The sequence below is a fragment of the Actinoplanes sp. NBC_00393 genome (assembly GCF_036053395.1).
GTDB lineage: Bacteria > Actinomycetota > Actinomycetes > Mycobacteriales > Micromonosporaceae > Actinoplanes.
This window is the reverse complement of sequence record NZ_CP107942.1, coordinates 3,142,199-3,159,453: the sequence shown is the minus strand read 5'-3', so window position 1 is coordinate 3,159,453 and position 17,255 is coordinate 3,142,199. Positions and strand designations below refer to the sequence as shown.

Below are 17,255 nucleotides of genomic sequence, written 5' to 3'. Positions count from 1 at the left end.
GCCACCGCGGCGGGTCTCGGCCTGACCATGTGCTCGGCGCACCGTCGAACAGGGCGAACTGCGCCGCCCGCCGCATGGATGCCGGCCCGTCGCGGTATGAGGCGCCGGTCCGGTTGACGATGGTGACCCGGCCGGTCAGCCCGGGACGCCCCCCGGCAAGCTCCCTGATCAGCCGTAACCTCGCTTGAGCAGGAACTTGGCGCCCGCGTCGAAGCCGTCCTTGTCGAGCACCTCGAAAGCGAACGCATCGGCCAGCCGGTTGGTGATGTTGAAAGCGGCGCACACTGCGAGAGCGTCTTCGACCTGCTGGCGGGAGACGCCGGCGGCCAGGACGGCCCGCATGTCCGCGGCGGTGACCGTGTGCTGCCGCGTCAGGGTGTCGAGCAGGCGCAGCGTCGCCCGCAGGCCCTCCTCGATCGGCGCGGTGTCCAGGTTGGTGAGCACCGCGTGGACCAGGGGCGGGTCGGCGTACGCCTGCTCTGCTGTTGCCGTGTGTGCCCCGACGCAGAACGTGTTCGCGTTGGCCCGGGACACGACGGCTGCCATGAGTTCGCGGTCGGCGACCGACCAGGGTGAGGGACCGCGCATCGCCAGCTGGGTGAAGCGCTTGGCGGGATTGCCGTAGAAGTCGGGCCGGTAGAAGACCAGCTTCGCGGCGTCGGGCAGCGCGCGGCCCGAGAACAGCCGGATCGTCGCGAACAGCAGCTTGGTCATCGGCCGGTAGCCGCTGTTGAGCACCTCGGGGCGCATCAGCCGGCGGCCGCTTCGTCGAGGGCGGCGAGCGCTGATTCGTACATGCGGGTCGACTCGCCGACGGCGGCGGCGACGACCACCTCGAACAGCTGATCCCCGGTGAAGCCGGCCGCCCGGGCGGTGTCGAAGTCGGCGTCGGTGATCCGGGCGGGAGCGTCGGCGACCTTGCCGATCAGCGGCTGCAAGGCAGGGTCCAGGCCGGCGTTTGCGTACGCCTGGGCGCGCTGCTGCGTGCTCGTCGTACCCGGCCCGTGCAGGATGCGATCGACCAGTGCTCGATGCGCTGCGCGTCTGTCGGCCATCAGCGGTCTTCTTCGAACAGCGCGGCGTACCGGTCGAGGTAGAGCGGCCATCCCTCGTCGTGCTCGACACCGTCGCGCACCGACTCCCAGCCGGTGCCGTGCCGGTCGAGGTGCCGGTGCTCCAGCTCGACCCGGGTGCGGTCGGCGGCCTCTGCGGTGAAGGTGACCTCGACCTCGCTGGTGAACTCCGGGTCCGTCTCCACCTGCCAGGTCGGGCCGATGTCCCAGCTGAACACCACGCGATGCGGCGGATCGTAGGCGAGGATCCGCGCCCAGCGGCATTCGCTGCCGTCGGTCCCGCGGTCGTAGATGTTGCCGCCGACCTTGGGTTCGAACACACTCTCCGCGATCGGAACGCCGAGCAGGTTGTGTTCGCGCGGCTTGAAGTCGCCGAACCGTTCGGTGAACACGGTGAACGCCCGCTCGATCGGCGCCCGGACCACGATCTGACGGCGCACCACCGTTGCTGCCTGCGTCATGAAGTCTCCTCATCCTGCTGCTCCGTGACGTCCCGATAGCCCTCCAGCGCTCTGCTCCAGAACGTCTCCAGCTGATCCCGCAACGCGGCCATCCCGACCGGATTGAGCCGGTAGACCCGCCGCGTGCCCACGGCCTGGTCGGTGACGAGCCCGGCGCCCTTGAGCACTTTCAGGTGCTGGGACACCGCGGGCCGGCTGATCGGCAGCTCGTCGGCCAGCTCGCCGACCGCGCGGGGCCGGTCGGCCAAGCACTGCACGATGGCGAGCCGGCTGGGATCGCCCAGCGCCTCCCAGCCCTCGGATGCTTGGTAAGTGGCCACGAACGGAAAGCTACGACTTACCGAAGGCCGGCGCAAGTCACCCGGCCCGGGGAAAGCGACCTCGTTCGAGTTTCGAGGTTTCAAGGGGTCTGTGCCGGTCGATACATTCCCGCATTCGGGGGAGGGACGGTGCAATGAGGACTGCAGCTGTGGAGTACATCGCCGCGACAAGCGTCGATGAGGTGCTCGCCGCGCTCGCGGACGGGGGAACGTCGGTGCTGGCCGGAGGCCAGAGTCTCGTCCCGGTGGTGACCCGGGCCGGCGCGCCACCGTGCCGGCTGGTGGACATCAACCGGGTCGAGGGACTCGGCACGCTGGCCGAGGTGGACGGATACCTGCGCGTCGGAGCGCTGGTGCGGCACCGCACGTTCGAATCCGACGTGGTCGGCGGGCCCCTCGGTGACCTGCTGCGGGTAGTGGTGCGCCACATCGGGCATCCGCCCATCCGGGCCCGGGGGACGATGCTGGGAAGCCTCGCGTACGCGCATCCCGCGGCCGAATGGCCCGCCATGGCGGTCACCGTCGGGGCCCGACTGGTGCTGCAGGGCCCGGACGGGCGGCGCACGGTTCCGGCGGACAGCTTCTTCACGGCGCCGTTCCGCACCACCCGCAGGCCCGAAGAATTACTGGTCGAAGCGCAGCTGCCGGTGCTGCCGGACGGGACCGGCATCGGGTACGCGGAGGACCGGCGTACCACGATCTATCCCCAGGCGGCCGTGATGGCGGCGATCACGGTGACCGACGGCGAGGTCAGCGCGGCGGCGATGTGCCTGGTGAACTCGGGGCCGTACCCGGTGCGGGCCGCCTGCGCCGAGCATGCCCTGTTCGGCACCACACTCTCGGACACTGCCATCGCCGCAGCCGCGCAGATCGCGGCGGAGAGGGACACCCGCCTGCTCGACGAGGACGCCAGCCGGCCGGGACGACGGCGTGCTTACGAGGTTCTGGCCCGCCGGGCGCTGCGCCATGCCCGGGAAGGAGCCGGCCGGTGCGGGTGAAGCTGACCGTGGACGGAACATGTCACGACCTCGACGTAGACCCCCGCCGCACGCTTGCCGACGTGCTGGGGACGGAGTGTGGCATCGCCGGTTGCCGGGTCGCCTGCTCCGACGGCACCTGCGGCAACTGCGCCGTGACGGTGGACGGCGACGCCATCCGCTCCTGTCTGATGCTGGCCGTGCAGGCCGATGGCCTGCCGGTCAGCAGTCGCTGCGCTGTCGGATGACGGATTGTGATCACACGGTGGCGTTAGGTAGACAGCGGGTGTTCACCGGGTCGCAGATCGGCAGGGACCATCATGGCGCTCGACACCTCCAAGGCCTACCGCCTGACCAATGACACGCTCGGCAGCGTCCGATCCCTCGACGCCACCACGCGGCTCACCACCGCGCCGGGCAACGACAGCGCCGGGCAGCGATGGCGGCTGCAGCCGCAGGACGGCGGGACGTACGGGCTGACCACCGAGGCGTTCGGCCCGTGCTACGCCATCGACGTCACCAATGACGACAAGCGGACGTTCACCCCGGTGCTCGTCCCGAAGGCGGGATTCACCGGCCAGATGTGGCACGTCGAGCCGCTGCCCGGCGGCACGTTCCGGCTGCGCAGCAAATACCCGGACGACCAGCAGCGCTGGCTGGGGGTGGACGAGCGCGGCGCACTGGTGACCCGGCCCGGAACCGCACAGCCATGGCGGCTCACCCCGCTCGCACCGCCACCCGCGGCGCCGTCGCCGGGCCGGATCCCGCAGCTGTGCCCCGGCCGCGCGGTCGACGAGACCGAGGGCCACGCCGACTACACGATGCATCTCTACCCGCACGGCGTGCTGCGCGCGGTGGTGATCTTCGCGGAGTTCCCCGATGCCCCCGGGCAGGTGGAGCCGGCCGAGATCGGCGCGCGGGTGCACGGGTCCGGTGCGGCCTCGCGGATGTTCGACACGCAGTCCTACGGCGCCCTGCAGCTCGAGGTCACCGTCCGCTCGGACCTGGGCTGGCTCGAGCTGCCGCATCCCTCGACCGACTACGACCACGGGGACGGCGGCAAGCAACGCCAGTTCATGACGGACCTCGCCGCCAAGATCAGTGCTGACGAGCTGCGGTTCGACGACTACGACCTGGTCCTGGCGGTGGCGGCGTACACGAAGAACGTCGGCCTGTCACCGGCCTACCATCACGTTCCCGGAGACGGCGCGCAGTCGAACTCCGGCGAGATCCTGCACGGCGTCACGTTCGGCTACGACCTGTACGACCGCGACCACCGGGTCCTGGTGCACGAGCTCGGCCACGTCCTGGGCCTGCCCGACCTGTACCCGCACGAGCCCGAGGACCAGGCCCGCGGCTGCCGCCCGGCCGACCCCCGCGAGAACATGGTCGGGTACTGGGACCTGATGTCCGACGTCGAGCACGCCGAGCACTTCCTCGGCTGGCACCGCCACAAGAACGGCTGGCTGCCGGCGGCGAGAAGCGTCTACCTCGACCGGGCCACGACGCGCCGGCGGGTCACGCTGCACCCGCTGTCCGGCCCGGACGGGCTGTCCATGCTCGTCGTCCCCTGCGACAAGGCTCGGCAACCGCGCAAGGTTCTCGTCGTCGAGCCCGCCGAGCCGGTGCGGGACCTCCCGGACGCGCAGGGTGTGCTCGTCTACTCGGTCGACGCCGGAATCGACGGCGGGAAGTCCCCGGTGGTCATCCATCCGCGTGACGGCCACGGGCTGGAGGACGCCCCGTACCGCGTCGGCGACGTCGCCGACATCGAGGACGAGCGGGGCGCCCGCCTGCGCGTGAAGGTGCTCGGCCGGTCCGGCCCGGCGTGGGACGTCGAGATCAGCTTCACGCCGGCCGGCTGATCAGCGCCCGGCTCGCGCCTCCGGAGCAGGTCCCGGCACGCCGATGACCAGGCCGGCGCCGGCCGGGGCGAGCGCGTTCGCGAATGCGGTCACCGCCTCAACCTCAAATGCTCGCCCCCCGCAGCGCGTGCCTCGGTGATGCCGCCGGTGTAGAGCAGGGCAGCCGCGGGGTCCGGGTAGTAGGCCGCGGCGGCCCGTCACGGCGCAGCCGGTCACTCTCACGTCCGGCGGACCGCCGCGGTGTCGGCGGCCTGACGGGCGTGCACCAGTTCCTGCTCGCAGGCGCGGCGCTCGCCAGCGCCGAAGGCGATCGTGCGGATCAACCGGCCGAACAGTGTGGCGTTGACCTTGGTGATCGTGCCGCCGGGCAGCGAGGACTGGGCGCGCTCTGGTACAGATCGTCGGCGCTGTAAGTGGGGGAGACCTCGCATTGCCGGATCGACAGCGGGCGCAATTCAGCGTGTCCGCCTGATCGCCCCGCTCCTACGCTCGACCCTGGAGGCAGCCCCACAGGAGGAACGATGCGCCTCATCACCTATCTGAGCCATCCCCGGACGGCCCTGCTGGCCCGGTGGGGACGGATCCCCGGGCTGCGCACCGCCAAGGTCACTCTGGCCGCCGTGCTGGCCTACGTCGTCGCCGACTCGCTGAACACCAGCGCGGCGCCGATCCTCGCGCCGCTGACCGCCATCCTCGTGGTGCAGCTCACCGTGTTCCAGACGGTCACCGAAAGTCTGCAGCGCATCCTCAGCGTGCTGGCCGGCGTCCTGGTCGCGGTCGCGCTGGCCACCATGGTCGGGCTGAACTGGTGGAGTCTCGGCGCCGTGGTGGCAGTCACGCTCGTACTCGGTCAGGTTCTGCGGTTGGGGCCGCACACCCTGGAGGTGCCCATCAGCGCAATGCTCGTCCTGGCAGTCGGTGGTGCTGCGGCGCCGCAGGCGGCCGCCGGCCGGGTGTACGAAACCCTCATCGGCGCAGTCGTCGGCATCGCGGTGAACTCCGCGATCGCGCCGCCGGTGCACGTCGGACCGGCCGGCGCGGCTGTCTCCGGCCTGGCCACCCAGCTGGCGGAGTTCATGCGCGCGCTGGCCACGGAACTGCGCGCCGGCTGGTCGCGTCACGTCGCGCAGAACTGGCTCACGGCCGCCCGGGGCCTGAGCGCACCGGTGCTGGCGGCCGACCGCGCGCTCGTGCAGGCCGAACAGAGCGCCGTGCTCAACCCGCGCGGCGCGGAGGTGCGCCTGGCCCAGCCGCGGCTGCGCACCGCCCTCACCGCCATCGAATACTGCAGCATCGTCATCCGCACGCTGTGCCGGGAGATCTTCGACCGGACGTTCTACCTGCCGCCGGAGCTCGACAGCGAGGCCTACTCCCCGGCAGCCCGCGACGCCCTCGCCGACGTGCTCGACGGCGCTGCCGCCGCCATGGACGAACTCGCCGCCGTTGCCGCAGGCGCCGAGCCGCTCGAAGCCGCCCGCGCCCGGGTGGCGCAGCGGCTCGACGAACTGCACCGCCGGCGCGACCTGCTGGGCCGGCTGCTGCTGGTGGACCCGCACACCGACGCCGCGGCCTGGCAGCAGCACGGCGCTCTGCTCACCGCGGTGGACCGGCTGCGGGTCGAAATCGAGGCGGCGGCCCGTCCCGCTGTCGAACCGTGGCGGCCACCGCTGTTCACCGCCGCGCCCCGGCGGGCCGCGCGGCGCGTCGTCAGCGCCGCCGAGGAGGCCATGCCTGTGGTCACGGATCGGTCCCGGCAGGCGGTGCGGCGGGTGATGGACGTTGCGGCGGAGGCCGCCACCGAGGCCGCGGCCAACCTGGCCACCCCTGATCCGCAGGCCGCACGCAGCCGCACCGCGGGCGCCGGCGCGACCTCGCCGACCGAGCAGGCGGCCTTCCGGGCCGCCGCGGAGTCCCTCGCGGAGCAAGAGACGGAGGCCGACCGGGCCGCCGGTCGAGACTGACCCGGGTGGCAGACGCGGACCCGCCGAGGGCGGCAGCGGTCATCAGATCGCGACCGTACGCGCGGCATCGCCGCACGACCCGCCCGCCGCCGGATGCACCGCTCATCGCCGAGGTCAGCTATCTTGCCCGGGTGGATATCCAGGTGGTGGAAGGTGCGCTGGTCGAGGTGCCCACAACCGACGTCACGGGCATCGACCGGCGGGCGTTCGGAGAGTTCGTCGGGCCGCGTGGCGAGTTGGCTTCATACGCGTTCGGCTGGACCACCGGATCAGACCCGCACATCGCTCACCTGTCGATCGGGATCGGCGCCGGCAATCCGGGCGGCGGCACCTTCCACGCCGTCATCTTCCGGCATCAGGACGGCCACGCGTACTCGCTGACCGATGAGCGGTTCGAGCGGGTGCCGCAGGGCGGCCCGGATCTGAGCGCGGACCAGGCGCGTGCCCATGGGGACCTGCCGTTCGTCTGGTGGGTCACCGACCACGTCATGCAGCACGACCGGCGGGCCTGGTGGATGCGGCACTGGCTGCTGGGAACCACCTGCATCCAGACCCGCGAGGTCTTCGAGCGCCACGAGCCCGTACTGATGGTCAGTCACGACGCCGACGACGGCATGTGGCAGCTCATCGGCGCCTCCGACGCGGACCCCGACACCGGCAAGGTCGGGCATCTGCACCACGCCGTCGACGAGGACCAGAGCCTGCTCGACGTCCTCGACCTGCCACCCGGACGCCACGCCACCCGACCCGGCGACGGGAAGCCCTGGGCCGTCCACCTTTAGTGCGGCAGCTGAACATCCAGCCCGCGCCGCCAGGTCGGCGGCCGCAATCACCCGTCCAGGCAATCGACGTCGATCACCGCCACCGCCAAGGTGGTGCGGGTGACCTACGGACCACCGCCGAACCAGCCCCCGTACCAGCCACCGCCCGGCTGGCAGCAGCCCACCCTCATCCAGCCGCCACCGAACAAGCGTGCGCCGTGGAAACTGATCGGCGGCATCACCGCCGCCGTGGTCGCCCTGTGCTGCGGCGGCACCCTTGCGATCGGCGTGTTCGCTGATCCGCCGGCCGAGCAGGAGAAGACCGCCCTGACCGGCGGCGCTGCTGCGCCCACCGAAACCACCCAGCCTGTGGGCACCGAGCCGACCAGCGAACCGGCCGCCGAGCCGGCGGCGACGACGGTGGCGCCGTCGCCCAGCGTGGCGCCGTCACCGTCGCAGGTTGTGCAGCCGAAGAAGTCGAAGTCGCCGAAACCGTCGCCGACGAGGACGACGAAGAAGGCAACCCCGAAACCGAAGCCGACCACCACGAAGCCGAAACCGAAGCCGCGGGTTGTGACGCCGGGCGCGTACTGCTCGCCGGAAGGCGCAACCGGGGTGTCGAAGTCCGGCAAGGTGTACCGGTGCACCCGCAAGGCCGGCGAGGACCGGGCACGCTGGCGGCGGGCCTGACAACTCCGCGTATCGGCGGACAATGCTCCTATGTTGCGGAAGATCGACTGCGTGCTGGTGCGCGTTCCTGATCTGACGGCGGCCGCCGACTTCTACACCGGGGTGTTCGGTCTGCGGCCGCTGTGGCGCGACGCGTCCTCGGTCGGCATGGGTATGCCGGACACCGACGCGGAAGTCGTGCTGCACACCATGGACCTGCCGGCAGATCGCAGCGTGCACTACCTGGTCGACAACGTGCCCGACGCCGTCCGGACGTGTCAGTCGGCGGGGTGCGTTGTCCGCGAGCCGCCGTTCGAGATAGCGATCGGCTTGTGCGCCGTGGTGCAGGACCCGTTCGGCAACGTGGTGTGCCTGCTGGACATGAGCAAGGGGCCTAGAGCGAGCTGATCGAGCCCGGATTTGTCTGGTTGCGGCGGGATGGTCACCGTTCGAGTCCTACGCTCGTGTGCGGGGCGGTGATCGCTCGAGCTGTCGGACGGATGAAGCGATGACGACACTGCACACGCAGGCCGAGCGGCCGGCCGGGCTGACATCGGCGCAGGTGGCGGCGGCTCGGGAGCGCGGCGAGACCAACGCGGTGCCGTCGGCGGCGTCCCGGCGGTACTGGACGATTCTGCGGGCGAACCTGTTCACCCTGTTCAACAACTTCCTGTACGTCATCGGCCTGTCCCTGCTAGCGATGGGTCGCACCAAGGACGCCGTCGTCAGCGTCGGCCTCGGGCTGCTCAACTCGCTGATCGGCTCGGTGCAGGAGATCCGCGCCAAGCAGAAACTCGACCGGCTCAAGCTGCTGCACCGGGCGCCCTGCCGGGTCGTCCGGGACGGCGTCGAGCAGCAGGTGCCGCCCGAGGAGATCGTCCGCGGCGACCTGGTCCGGGTCGCCGCCGGCGACCAGATCGCCGTGGACGGGCCGGTCACCGCCGGTGACCGGCTGGAGGTCGACGAGTCCGCGCTGACCGGCGAGGCCGACCCGGTGCTCAAGGGCGTCGGTGACCGGCTGCATTCGGGCACGGTCGTGCTCGGCGGATCGGCGTACCAGACGGCCGAGGCGGTCGGCGCGGCCAGCACCGCGGGAACGCTGACCACCACGGCCAAGTCGTGGCAACCGGATCCGACACCGATGCAGTGGCGCATCGACGCGATCGTCCGGCTGATCATGCTGACCGTGGCGCTGATGAGCGCGGCGGTGCTGGCCAACTCCGCGCTCAAGGGGCTCTCGCTCGTCGAGGTGGTCCAGACCGCGGCGGTGCTGTCCGGACTCGTACCCTATGGGCTCTTCTTTCTGATCACCATTTCGTACGCGGTGGGCGCGGCCGCCATCGCCCGGCGCGGAGCACTGATCCAGCAGATCAGCGCCGTCGAGGCGCTGTGCAGCGTCGACGTGCTGTGCACTGACAAGACCGGAACCCTGACCACCGGGCGGATGCGCCTGGACCGCGTGCAGCCGCTCGACGGGTACGACCTTGCGGAGGTGCGGCGGCTGCTCGGGGCCGCCGTCGAGGGCCTGACGACCCGCAACCACACCGTCGACGCGCTGGCTCCGGCCCTGCCCAGCGCGCCGTCGGATCGCCGCGAGCAGGTCCCGTTCTCCCCGGAACGCCGGTGGAGCGCGGTCAACGGCTACGTCCTGGGAGCGGTGGAAGCGTTGAGCCCGGCGTTTCCCGCCGAGGCGAACCTGCAGATGTACGCCGAACTGGACGCCCTCACCCGGCAAGGGCTACGGGTGCTGCTGTTCGCCGCGACCGTGGACCCCGACGCCGGGTTCGCCGACCACGCCGGTGCGCCCGCCCTCCCCGCGCTGACCCCGCTGGCCCTGGTCGCCCTGCGCGACGAGCCCCGCGACGGCGTCGCCGAAACCCTCGAGCGTCTGCGCGGCGAGGGCGTCACCGTGAAGATCATCTCCGGCGACGACCCGCGGACGGTGGCCGTCCTGGCCCGCAGCCTCGGGCTCGGCGACGGCGACCCGCTCACCGGGGCCGAACTGGAGGCGATGACCCCGGCGGCGTTCGACGACGCGGTAGCCCGCGGCACGGTGTTCGGCCGGGTCAGCCCGCGCACGAAGGAGCGGATGCTGGGCAGCCTGCGCCGGCAGGGCCGCTACACCGCGATGATCGGCGACGGCGTCAACGACATCCCGTCGCTGAAGAAGGCCCACGTCGGCGTGGCGCTGGGCAGCGGCAACAGCGTGGCCTGCGACGTCGCCGACGTGGTGCTGCTCGACGACTCCTTCGACGCGCTGGCGCCGGCCCAGCAGCAGGGCCGGCGGATCGTCACCGGCATCGCCACGTCGATGTACCTCTACCTGGCCCGGGTCAGCACCTCCATCCTCATCATCATCGGCGTCGCTATCCTCGGGCTCGGCTTTCCCTACGAGCCGTCGCAGGTGGCACTGGTGCTGTTCACCGTCGGCCTGCCCACGATGCTGCTCACCGCCTGGGCCGACCCCGAGCCGCCGAACCCGCACCTGATCGGATCGCTGGCCCGGTTCGTGGCCCCTGCGGCGATCGTCACCGCAGTGTTCGGCGTCGCCGTCTACGCCACCCTGTACGAATTCGTCACCGGCCTGCCCGACAAGCACGTGCCCGACCATCTGGTCGCCCGGTTCGAGGAGTTCACCGGCCTGCTCAGCACCAACGCCACGTTCCTCGAGCAGGCGGCCACGGTCGTCGCGCAGACCGGCCTGACCGTGTTCACCTCGTTCGCCGCGTTCCTGCTGATCCTCTTCCTGAAGCCGCCGGCCCGCCTGTTCGCGGCCTGGACGCCGGTGGTCCGCGACAAACGCCCCGCGCTCCTGGTCGCTGTACTCGTCGCCCTCTTCTGCGGCATCCTCGCCACGCCGCTGTTCTCCAACTACTTCGGCCTGTTCCCGGACGTCGCCGCCTTCGTCGTCGCCGGCCTGGCCCTGCCACCCTGGTTCCTGCTGCTGACCGCCGTCTGGCGCTACGACCTGCTGAGCCGCATGATCGGCTTCCACCGCGCACCCGAGCGGGACTGACCCCTGCGAGATGCCTTTTCGAACGGAAACACGATGAGGGTTGAAGTTCGGCGATCTTCTCGTTCGAACTACTCGCTCGAGGCCGCATGGCCTTTCACGCCGCCGAGTCGAAAGCCCGGAGGAGCGGCCGCAGCGCCGAGGGCATCTGTAGCACTCGGAGCCATCGCATCGCAGTGTGATTCGGCACCTCGAACGAGTGATAGTGCATATCCGTGCCTAGTCCTAAAGTGCGACAGTGAACAGTTCGCTGGTCTCGATAGATTCGTTGCGGCGCTCGGTGCAGTCGCGGCGATAATCTACGCAGTCTGCGTGATGTACCAACGCCGCCTCTGGCAATTCCCCGGTGATGCTGCGGCTAAGCATCGGAGACCAGCCGACAATCAGTTGGCAATCACGTTTGCGAGCCTCCTCCCTCAACGCCGGCTCATGTCCATCGTCAGCATCACGCGACGCGTGGCGGCAATTCTTTTGGCTATCTCAATTTTGACCTGCGGAGGCTCCTTCCTTTTTTGGCTTGGCAGAAATTCGATATCGATTGAGCAGACGCATGGGCCCAAGCCTGAGAAGCTCCACGTCTGCCCAGCATCCACTTCGCCGTTCGCCGCTTGCTTGACCTCAGCTTGGTGGCCGCTACCCAAATCGTCATCGCCTATTCGACTTGAGTATGAAGTAACCACCCACAGCGGAAGCAAAAAAGCACGGCAGGAATACTTCTATCTGGCGAAGGACAAGGACAATCAGGAAACCTGCAGTACGCGAGTCGAATACCAGGCGTGGATCAATGACAGCTTGGTCGAATCCGGTATTCTCAACAACCACACACTCAGCTTGACGTTGAACACCGACTCGACGAAGGTGGCCGTGCAATTCCGATCCACGGGAGAGGCGGATTGTACACCGAATATCCACATCGAAGACGACTACGGGATGGGCGTCGATTGGATGGATTGAGTAGTTCCTCCGGGGGAACGGTTGGCATGCCCGGCTTTGGGCGTGCTTGCGGTTGCCTCGTTCAGCCGGCGAGGTTGTCGTGTTGTTCGCTGTCGAAGCGGAACGCGACCCTGCGGACGTAGAAGCTGAACGGCTCGGCGTCGCCGATCAGCGTCTGCGCCGATTCTGAGCGGACAGGCCCGGCGAGGGACTCGCAACCCTCCGGTGTCAGGTCGAGCTGGATCTCCTGACGGGTGATCCAGCGGTGCCATGGCTGGACCGACAGCGCGCGATCCTGGTGCACGACGTACTTGAGCATGTCCTCGTAGGTGGCGAAGGCGGGATTCCACGGGCCGGCTGACGGGCGACGCGTCAGCGTCAGCAGTGCATGTGCGTCGGGGGCGCTGCCGTGCCCGGGGTCCAGGCGGAGCTGGACCGTGGCATCGCCGACCGTTTCCACTGCGGCGTGGTGCAGCAGGTGCATGGGCATCGCCTCGCACAACAGGCGCGCGCCGAGCGCGTACGCGAAATGGTTGATCGCGGTCGTGATGAAGTGGACGCCGGCGTGGCCGGTGTGCGGATCGTGGACGTAGATGCGCCAGTTGGTCTGGACGGGCGAGTGCAGCAGCCGGCGGAGCGGTCCGAGCAGGGCGGGACCGAGATGCCCGTGCCGGTAGGTGAGGAAGGTCAAGACCGCCCACTCACCGCCGGGTCCGACGCGCTGCAACCCCAGGCCCGCGGGCACGAGCGGCTGAAGGCGGCCGGCCGGGACGGCGTAGTTGACGTACACCACGTCGGTGACGTCGCTGAGCATCGCCGGAACAGGGAACAGTTCGCACATCGCCCGGGCGGCGCGGCTGTTGGCGAGCGCCTGTGCGGGCCTGGCCAGCAGGCCGCCCGGATGGATCCAGTTGGCGTAGCGGCCGTGGGCGGTCCGCGGCCGGCGTCGGCGCAACACCAGCTCGGTCACCGCCGCGAGCCCCAGCACACCGGCCGCTGCCGCCGTCACGCGAAGATCCACCAGAGGATTGTCCTTGGACGCTGCAACCGGTCAGCTCGGGTACGCCTCCAGCGCCGACAGCTGCCCCGCCGGCCAGCCGGTGTTCCCGGTCGCGGTGACCCGCAGATACCGGGTCGAGGTGGCCGCGAAGCCGACCGTCACCGTGTTGCCGGAGCCGGGATTGAACACCCGGGCGGAAGCCCCGGACAGTGTGGTGAACGTGGACCCGTCCATGCTTCCCGAGATCGCGAGCGTCTGGGTGCGCGCACCCCACGACGGCGGAAGCTTCAGCACGACCCGCCCGACCGTGACGGCCGCGCCCAGATCCACCTGGAGCCACTGCGGGAACGCGTTGTTCGCGCTCTCCCAGTAGCTGCCCGCGTCGCCGTCGACCGCGTGGCCCGGCCCGTACGCCTGGACCTGGCTGCTGGCGGTGGCACTCCTGCCCCGCGCCAGGTCGGTGACGGGCGGCGGGGTGGTCGGGGCGTCATCGCCGTACACCTGAAGTTGGGCGAGCTGGGCCGCCGGCCAGCCGGTGTTGGCCGTGAAGCTGAGCCGCACGTACCGGATGGTGGTGCCGGAAAGCGTGACCGTCGCCGCGTTGCCGGAACCGGGATCGAAGACGTAGCCGGCGGCGCCGGCGAGCGTGCTGAGGCTCGAGCCGTCGATGCTGCCCTGCACCGTGACCGTCTGCGTACGCCTCTCCCAGCCGGCGGGCAGGCGCATGACCAGGCTTTTCGCAGCGTACGCAGCACCCAGGTCGACCTGGAACCACTGCGGGAGCGCGCCGCTGGACTCCCAGTAGGTGCCGGTGCTCGCGTCGACGGCGTTCGACGGGGCGTAGGGACCGTTCACGCTGCTCGCGCTCGCCGCCCTACCTGCGGCGAGGTCTCCCTGCGCGGTTCCGGTTGTCGGCTGCGTCGGGCGTACGGAAGTCAGCGGAATTTGTCCTTTGAGCATTTTCCCCGCGTCCGTGGTGATCCGCAGGTAGTAGTCGGCGGAGCAGAACGTGCCGTCCTCGTCGAGCGCGCGGATGCCGGCGCCGGCGGGCACGGACGCGGCCGTCTCGGCGGTCTTGGCGATCTGGTTGCCCTCGTTGAACTCGTCGAACATGGACACGTAGAGGCCCTGCGCGCCGAGCCGGACCATGTTGTAGACGCTGCGCCAGTAGAAGTCGCCGTGCCGGCGGTGGCCCGAGGACAGGTCGCCGGGCAGCACGCAGGGCTGATAGTCGATGCCGTGCGCGTTGCAGTCGGCCTGGTCGCCCGCGTTGACGTTGGTGTAGAACCAGTCGAGCCCGGCCAGGTCGCCGGTGCGGCCGACCATCCACGGCGAGATCATGTGGAAGGCGTGGTAGACGTCGAGGAAGCCGGTGCGGCTGTCGTTCTTTCCCTCCCGCCAGTAGGTGGGGACGCCGCCGATCACGTAGCAGCCCTGCGCCTTGAACCAGGTGACCACGTCGAGGCACTGGGCCGGGGTGAACGGGCGGCCGTCGTCGTTGAAGCCGAAACCCCAGATGCAGACGACCGGTTTGCCGTTCTGCCTCGCGTACGCGCTGGACGCGGTGTGCGCCGACATCTTCGACGTCCAGTCGGTCTTGATCTGCGACTGCATACCGGTCCAGCCGGTCACGTCGTACATGATGTAGAACTTGCGGCCGGTGCGCTCGGCCGCGGCCCGCACTTTCTGCGTCATGGCGTCGCGGGTCGGGCCCTCGTCCCCGGTCGGGTTGAACCGCTGCAGCGCGGCGGTGTCGATGCCGTAGTCCCGCATCCAGTTGAAGTGCGTGTCCACCGTCTGCTGGTCGTAGGACGAGAACAGCGCGGCAGGCTGGCCGTTGCCGAGATTCGGGTACGCCGTCGGGTACGTGCGCGTGAAATCGCGCAGGTCCGGCCAGGACACGATCGTCGTGTTGCTGGGCGACGGCGGCTGGAAGCGGTCGCGGCTCCAGTGCCACCAGCCGCCGATCGGCGCGCCGTCGCCGGGACAGGCGAACCAGCCCTGGTAGCCGACGCTGACCTTGCCGACCACATCGCCGACGGGGGACGCCGCGCGAGCCGGTGCGGTGCCTTCGAGCAGGGCGGCCGCGGAGCCGAGAGCGACAGAGGACAGCAGGGTACGGCGAGTGACGGCCATGGGGACTCCAGTCGATCCTGAGGACGGGGGAGGGATCGACGGTCATCGTGACAGCATTGGGCATGGCGTCGCAATAGTTAGACGGGACTATGAAAGAATGCGACCCTCTTGCAGGTTCAGCGTTCGCCTGCCGACAGGATGGGGGCCGTCGGACGGAAGCCCTCGGGCGCCACGAACAGGCCCACCGCGCCGGTCTGCTCCCACCAGCCGAACAGCACGCCGATGTTGCCGACCAGCAGCAATGGCCCGCCGATCAGACCGAGCCAAGTCATGCCGCGCGGCACGAGGCCGGAGGCGTACATCAGGTAGCCGAGGATCAGGCGTTCCCGAACGGGACGACGAGTCCGGGTCCGAACAGGAACGCGGCCGGGATCGAGGTCAGGAACGTGAGGATGAACAGCACGCCGAAGATCCGGGCGTTTCTCTGGTCAACCGTCATATCGACCTGCCCTCCGAACCGCCGAAGCCGCCGAGTGTCCATCTGAGCGGGTGCGCCCGGCCCCCAGGGCCACCTGATCGGACCATCCCTGGCATCGATAACCCACGTTACGTTCTGGGACGACGCGCTTCACGGGGAGTCACGGAGCATCTTTCGATACATGCACCCGGGGGGAACTATGCGCACCTACCTACGCAAGGGGGCCGTCGGCGTCGCTGCTGCAGCCACGTCCCTGGCTCTGATCGTCGCTCAACCGGCACCGGCCACGGCCACCGTGCCGCTCGATGACGTGTTCGCCAAGATCCTGGTCAAGCAGGTCACCGGCGCGCACGCCAAGGAGCACCTCAACGCCCTGCAGGCGATCGCCGACGCCAACGGCGGCAACCGGGCCGCGGGGACGCCCGGCTACAGGGCCTCACGTGATTACGTCGCCAACAAGCTGCGCCGGGCCGGCTACAAGGTCACGCTCGATCCGATCAACTTCGTCCAGTCCTGGACGGAGAACAGCCCGCCCACGCTGAACCAGACCGCGCCCAACAGCAAGGTCTACGTGCCCAACCAGGACTTCTTCACCTTCCAGCCGTCGCCCGCCGGCGATGTGACCGCGCAGGTGCAGGGTGTCGACCTGACCCTGCCGCCGACCCCGACACCGACCTCGACGAGCGGCTGCGAGGCCGAGGACTTCAACGGCTTCGTCGCCGGCCGGATCGCGCTCATCCAACGCGGCACGTGCGGATTCGCCACCAAGATCCGCAACGCCGGGTTCGCCGGGGCCTCCGGGATCATCGTCTTCAATGAGGGGCAGCCCGGGCGCACCGACCCCTACCCGCTCGACATCGGCGAGTGGCGGGCCGGAGTGCCGATGGTCTTCGCCAGCTTCGCCGTCGGCAACGAGCTCGCCACCACGCCGGGCGCCACCGTCCGGCTCAAGGTGGACTCCACGCTGACGCTGGGGGCCGACCACAACGTGATCGCCGAGACCCGGTTGGGCAACCCGAAGAACGTGGTGATGGTCGGCGCCCACCTGGACAGCGTGACGGTCGGACCCGGCATCAACGACAACGGCTCGGGCACCGCCGCGATCCTCGAGACCGCGTTGCAGATGCGGCACTTCCCGGTCCGCAACAAGGTCCGCTTCGCCTTCTGGGCGGCCGAGGAGATCGGGCTGCTCGGCTCCGACCAGTACGTCGAGGGCCTGTCCGCCGCCGAGCGGGACCGGATCAGGCTGTACCTAAACTTCGACATGGTGGCCTCGCCCAACTACGCCTACAAGCTGTACGACGGCGACGACTCCGACGCGGTCGGCTCGCCGGCCGGGCCGCCCGGCTCCGCGCAGATCGAGAAGCAGCTGGAACGGTTCTTCGACTCCCGCGGCCTCGGCCACGTCGGCACCGACTTCGACGGCCGTTCCGACTACGGCCCGTTCATCGCGGTGGGGATTCCCGCCGGCGGCATCTTCACCGGTGCCGAGGGCATCAAGACACCCGAGGAGGCTGCTCTGTTCGGCGGCACCGCCGGTGTCGCGTACGACATCTGCTACCACCAGGCCTGCGACACCATCGCCAACCCGAACATGACCGCGCTGGACGTCAACGCTGACGCCATCGCCGACTCGACCGCCAGGTTCGCCTTCAACACCACGGCGAT

At 69.8% G+C, this 17,255-nt stretch carries 18 protein-coding genes and 2 pseudogenes; 11 read left to right on the top strand and 9 right to left on the bottom strand.

The window, feature by feature from the left end:
- Positions 1-168 precede the first annotated feature (168 nt).
- From OHA21_RS14810 to OHA21_RS14795, 4 genes are read right to left on the bottom strand one after another with little or no spacing between them, the layout of a single operon-like run.
- Entirely contained in the window at positions 169-750 is a 582-nt protein-coding gene (locus OHA21_RS14810; protein WP_328474300.1) for a carboxymuconolactone decarboxylase family protein, read from the bottom strand.
- Positions 750-1,055 (bottom strand): hypothetical protein, encoded by a 306-nt coding sequence (locus OHA21_RS14805; RefSeq protein ID WP_328474298.1) that lies wholly within the window; start codon positions 1,053-1,055, stop codon positions 750-752. Before OHA21_RS14805 ends, OHA21_RS14810 begins: the two co-directional genes overlap by 1 nt.
- A complete protein-coding gene (locus OHA21_RS14800; protein ID WP_328474296.1) occupies positions 1,055-1,534 on the bottom strand; it encodes an SRPBCC family protein in 480 nt (159 codons plus the stop codon). Before OHA21_RS14800 ends, OHA21_RS14805 begins: the two co-directional genes overlap by 1 nt.
- Positions 1,531-1,854, bottom strand: coding sequence for an ArsR/SmtB family transcription factor (locus OHA21_RS14795; protein ID WP_328474294.1), 324 nt, complete (start codon positions 1,852-1,854; stop codon positions 1,531-1,533). Before OHA21_RS14795 ends, OHA21_RS14800 begins: the two co-directional genes overlap by 4 nt.
- A gap of 134 nt (positions 1,855-1,988) precedes the next feature.
- On the opposite strand from OHA21_RS14795, the gene OHA21_RS14790 reads away from it, so the two are divergent.
- The 3 genes from OHA21_RS14790 (at position 1,989) to OHA21_RS14780 (ending at position 4,696) form a co-directional block, all read left to right on the top strand.
- On the top strand, positions 1,989-2,852 hold the full coding sequence (locus OHA21_RS14790; protein WP_328474292.1) for an FAD binding domain-containing protein: 864 nt from the start codon (positions 1,989-1,991) through the stop codon (positions 2,850-2,852).
- Complete coding sequence (locus OHA21_RS14785; RefSeq protein WP_328474290.1) at positions 2,843-3,079, top strand: hypothetical protein; 237 nt, start codon at positions 2,843-2,845, stop codon at positions 3,077-3,079. Before OHA21_RS14790 ends, OHA21_RS14785 begins: the two co-directional genes overlap by 10 nt.
- A gap of 72 nt (positions 3,080-3,151) precedes the next feature.
- Positions 3,152-4,696, top strand: a complete 1,545-nt coding sequence (locus tag OHA21_RS14780) for a hypothetical protein (protein WP_328474288.1) — start codon at positions 3,152-3,154, stop codon at positions 4,694-4,696.
- Positions 4,697-4,914: 218 nt separating this feature from the next.
- Here the strand turns inward: OHA21_RS14780 and OHA21_RS14775 are convergent, their stop codons facing one another.
- A complete protein-coding gene (locus OHA21_RS14775; protein ID WP_328474286.1) occupies positions 4,915-5,127 on the bottom strand; it encodes a hypothetical protein in 213 nt (70 codons plus the stop codon).
- 90 nt (positions 5,128-5,217) lie between these two features.
- On the opposite strand from OHA21_RS14775, the gene OHA21_RS14770 reads away from it, so the two are divergent.
- The 6 genes from OHA21_RS14770 (at position 5,218) to OHA21_RS14745 (ending at position 12,054) form a co-directional block, all read left to right on the top strand.
- Positions 5,218-6,657, top strand: coding sequence for an FUSC family protein (locus OHA21_RS14770; protein WP_328474284.1), 1,440 nt, complete (start codon positions 5,218-5,220; stop codon positions 6,655-6,657).
- Between the two features lie 131 nt (positions 6,658-6,788).
- Positions 6,789-7,439: a hypothetical protein gene (locus tag OHA21_RS14765; protein WP_328474282.1), complete on the top strand. Its 651-nt coding sequence runs from the start codon at positions 6,789-6,791 to the stop codon at positions 7,437-7,439.
- A 99-nt stretch (positions 7,440-7,538) separates the two neighbouring features.
- Complete coding sequence (locus OHA21_RS14760) at positions 7,539-8,108, top strand: hypothetical protein (protein WP_328474280.1); 570 nt, start codon at positions 7,539-7,541, stop codon at positions 8,106-8,108.
- A 30-nt stretch (positions 8,109-8,138) separates the two neighbouring features.
- Positions 8,139-8,495 (top strand): VOC family protein, encoded by a 357-nt coding sequence (locus tag OHA21_RS14755; RefSeq protein WP_328474278.1) that lies wholly within the window; start codon positions 8,139-8,141, stop codon positions 8,493-8,495.
- 100 nt (positions 8,496-8,595) lie between these two features.
- Positions 8,596-11,103 carry an HAD-IC family P-type ATPase gene (locus OHA21_RS14750; protein WP_328474276.1) on the top strand — a complete coding sequence of 836 codons (2,508 nt, stop codon included), beginning with the start codon at positions 8,596-8,598 and terminating at the stop codon, positions 11,101-11,103.
- Positions 11,104-11,412: 309 nt separating this feature from the next.
- Positions 11,413-12,054, top strand: a complete 642-nt coding sequence (locus OHA21_RS14745; protein WP_328474274.1) for a hypothetical protein — start codon at positions 11,413-11,415, stop codon at positions 12,052-12,054.
- Between the two features lie 61 nt (positions 12,055-12,115).
- Here the strand turns inward: OHA21_RS14745 and OHA21_RS14740 are convergent, their stop codons facing one another.
- From OHA21_RS14740 to OHA21_RS14725, 4 genes are all read right to left on the bottom strand, one after another.
- A complete protein-coding gene (locus OHA21_RS14740; protein ID WP_328474272.1) occupies positions 12,116-13,054 on the bottom strand; it encodes a DUF2071 domain-containing protein in 939 nt (312 codons plus the stop codon).
- A 30-nt stretch (positions 13,055-13,084) separates the two neighbouring features.
- Entirely contained in the window at positions 13,085-15,169 is a 2,085-nt protein-coding gene (locus OHA21_RS14735) for a galactose-binding domain-containing protein (RefSeq protein ID WP_328474270.1), read from the bottom strand.
- Between the two features lie 116 nt (positions 15,170-15,285).
- Positions 15,286-15,471 (bottom strand): hypothetical protein, encoded by a 186-nt coding sequence (locus OHA21_RS14730; protein WP_328474268.1) that lies wholly within the window; start codon positions 15,469-15,471, stop codon positions 15,286-15,288.
- 14 nt (positions 15,472-15,485) lie between these two features.
- On the bottom strand, positions 15,486-15,608 hold the full coding sequence (locus OHA21_RS14725; RefSeq protein WP_328474266.1) for a hypothetical protein: 123 nt from the start codon (positions 15,606-15,608) through the stop codon (positions 15,486-15,488).
- A gap of 160 nt (positions 15,609-15,768) precedes the next feature.
- Here OHA21_RS14725 and OHA21_RS14720 point away from each other — a divergent pair.
- Both OHA21_RS14720 and OHA21_RS14715 read left to right on the top strand, forming a co-directional pair.
- Positions 15,769-16,446 (top strand): annotated as a pseudogene (locus OHA21_RS14720) (PA domain-containing protein); the annotation flags it as partial.
- A 123-nt stretch (positions 16,447-16,569) separates the two neighbouring features.
- Positions 16,570-17,217 (top strand): annotated as a pseudogene (locus OHA21_RS14715) (M28 family metallopeptidase); the annotation flags it as partial.
- Between the last annotated feature and the right edge of the window lie 38 nt (positions 17,218-17,255).

Excerpts from the sequence above, each read along its gene's own strand:
- OHA21_RS14780 (WP_328474288.1), top strand. The coding sequence starts at position 3,152 with ATGGCGCTCGACACCTCCAAGGCCTACCGCCTGACCAATGACACGCTC.
- OHA21_RS14730 (WP_328474268.1), bottom strand. The coding sequence starts at position 15,471 with ATGTACGCCTCCGGCCTCGTGCCGCGCGGCATGACTTGGCTCGGTCTG.
- OHA21_RS14770 (WP_328474284.1), top strand. The coding sequence starts at position 5,218 with ATGCGCCTCATCACCTATCTGAGCCATCCCCGGACGGCCCTGCTGGCC.
- OHA21_RS14790 (WP_328474292.1), top strand. The coding sequence starts at position 1,989 with ATGAGGACTGCAGCTGTGGAGTACATCGCCGCGACAAGCGTCGATGAG.
- OHA21_RS14725 (WP_328474266.1), bottom strand. The coding sequence starts at position 15,608 with ATGACGGTTGACCAGAGAAACGCCCGGATCTTCGGCGTGCTGTTCATC.
- OHA21_RS14805 (WP_328474298.1), bottom strand. The coding sequence starts at position 1,055 with ATGGCCGACAGACGCGCAGCGCATCGAGCACTGGTCGATCGCATCCTG.
- OHA21_RS14755 (WP_328474278.1), top strand. The coding sequence starts at position 8,139 with ATGTTGCGGAAGATCGACTGCGTGCTGGTGCGCGTTCCTGATCTGACG.
- OHA21_RS14735 (WP_328474270.1), bottom strand. The coding sequence starts at position 15,169 with ATGGCCGTCACTCGCCGTACCCTGCTGTCCTCTGTCGCTCTCGGCTCC.
- OHA21_RS14810 (WP_328474300.1), bottom strand. The coding sequence starts at position 750 with ATGCGCCCCGAGGTGCTCAACAGCGGCTACCGGCCGATGACCAAGCTG.
- OHA21_RS14750 (WP_328474276.1), top strand. The coding sequence starts at position 8,596 with ATGACGACACTGCACACGCAGGCCGAGCGGCCGGCCGGGCTGACATCG.
- OHA21_RS14800 (WP_328474296.1), bottom strand. The coding sequence starts at position 1,534 with ATGACGCAGGCAGCAACGGTGGTGCGCCGTCAGATCGTGGTCCGGGCG.
- OHA21_RS14775 (WP_328474286.1), bottom strand. The coding sequence starts at position 5,127 with ATGCGAGGTCTCCCCCACTTACAGCGCCGACGATCTGTACCAGAGCGC.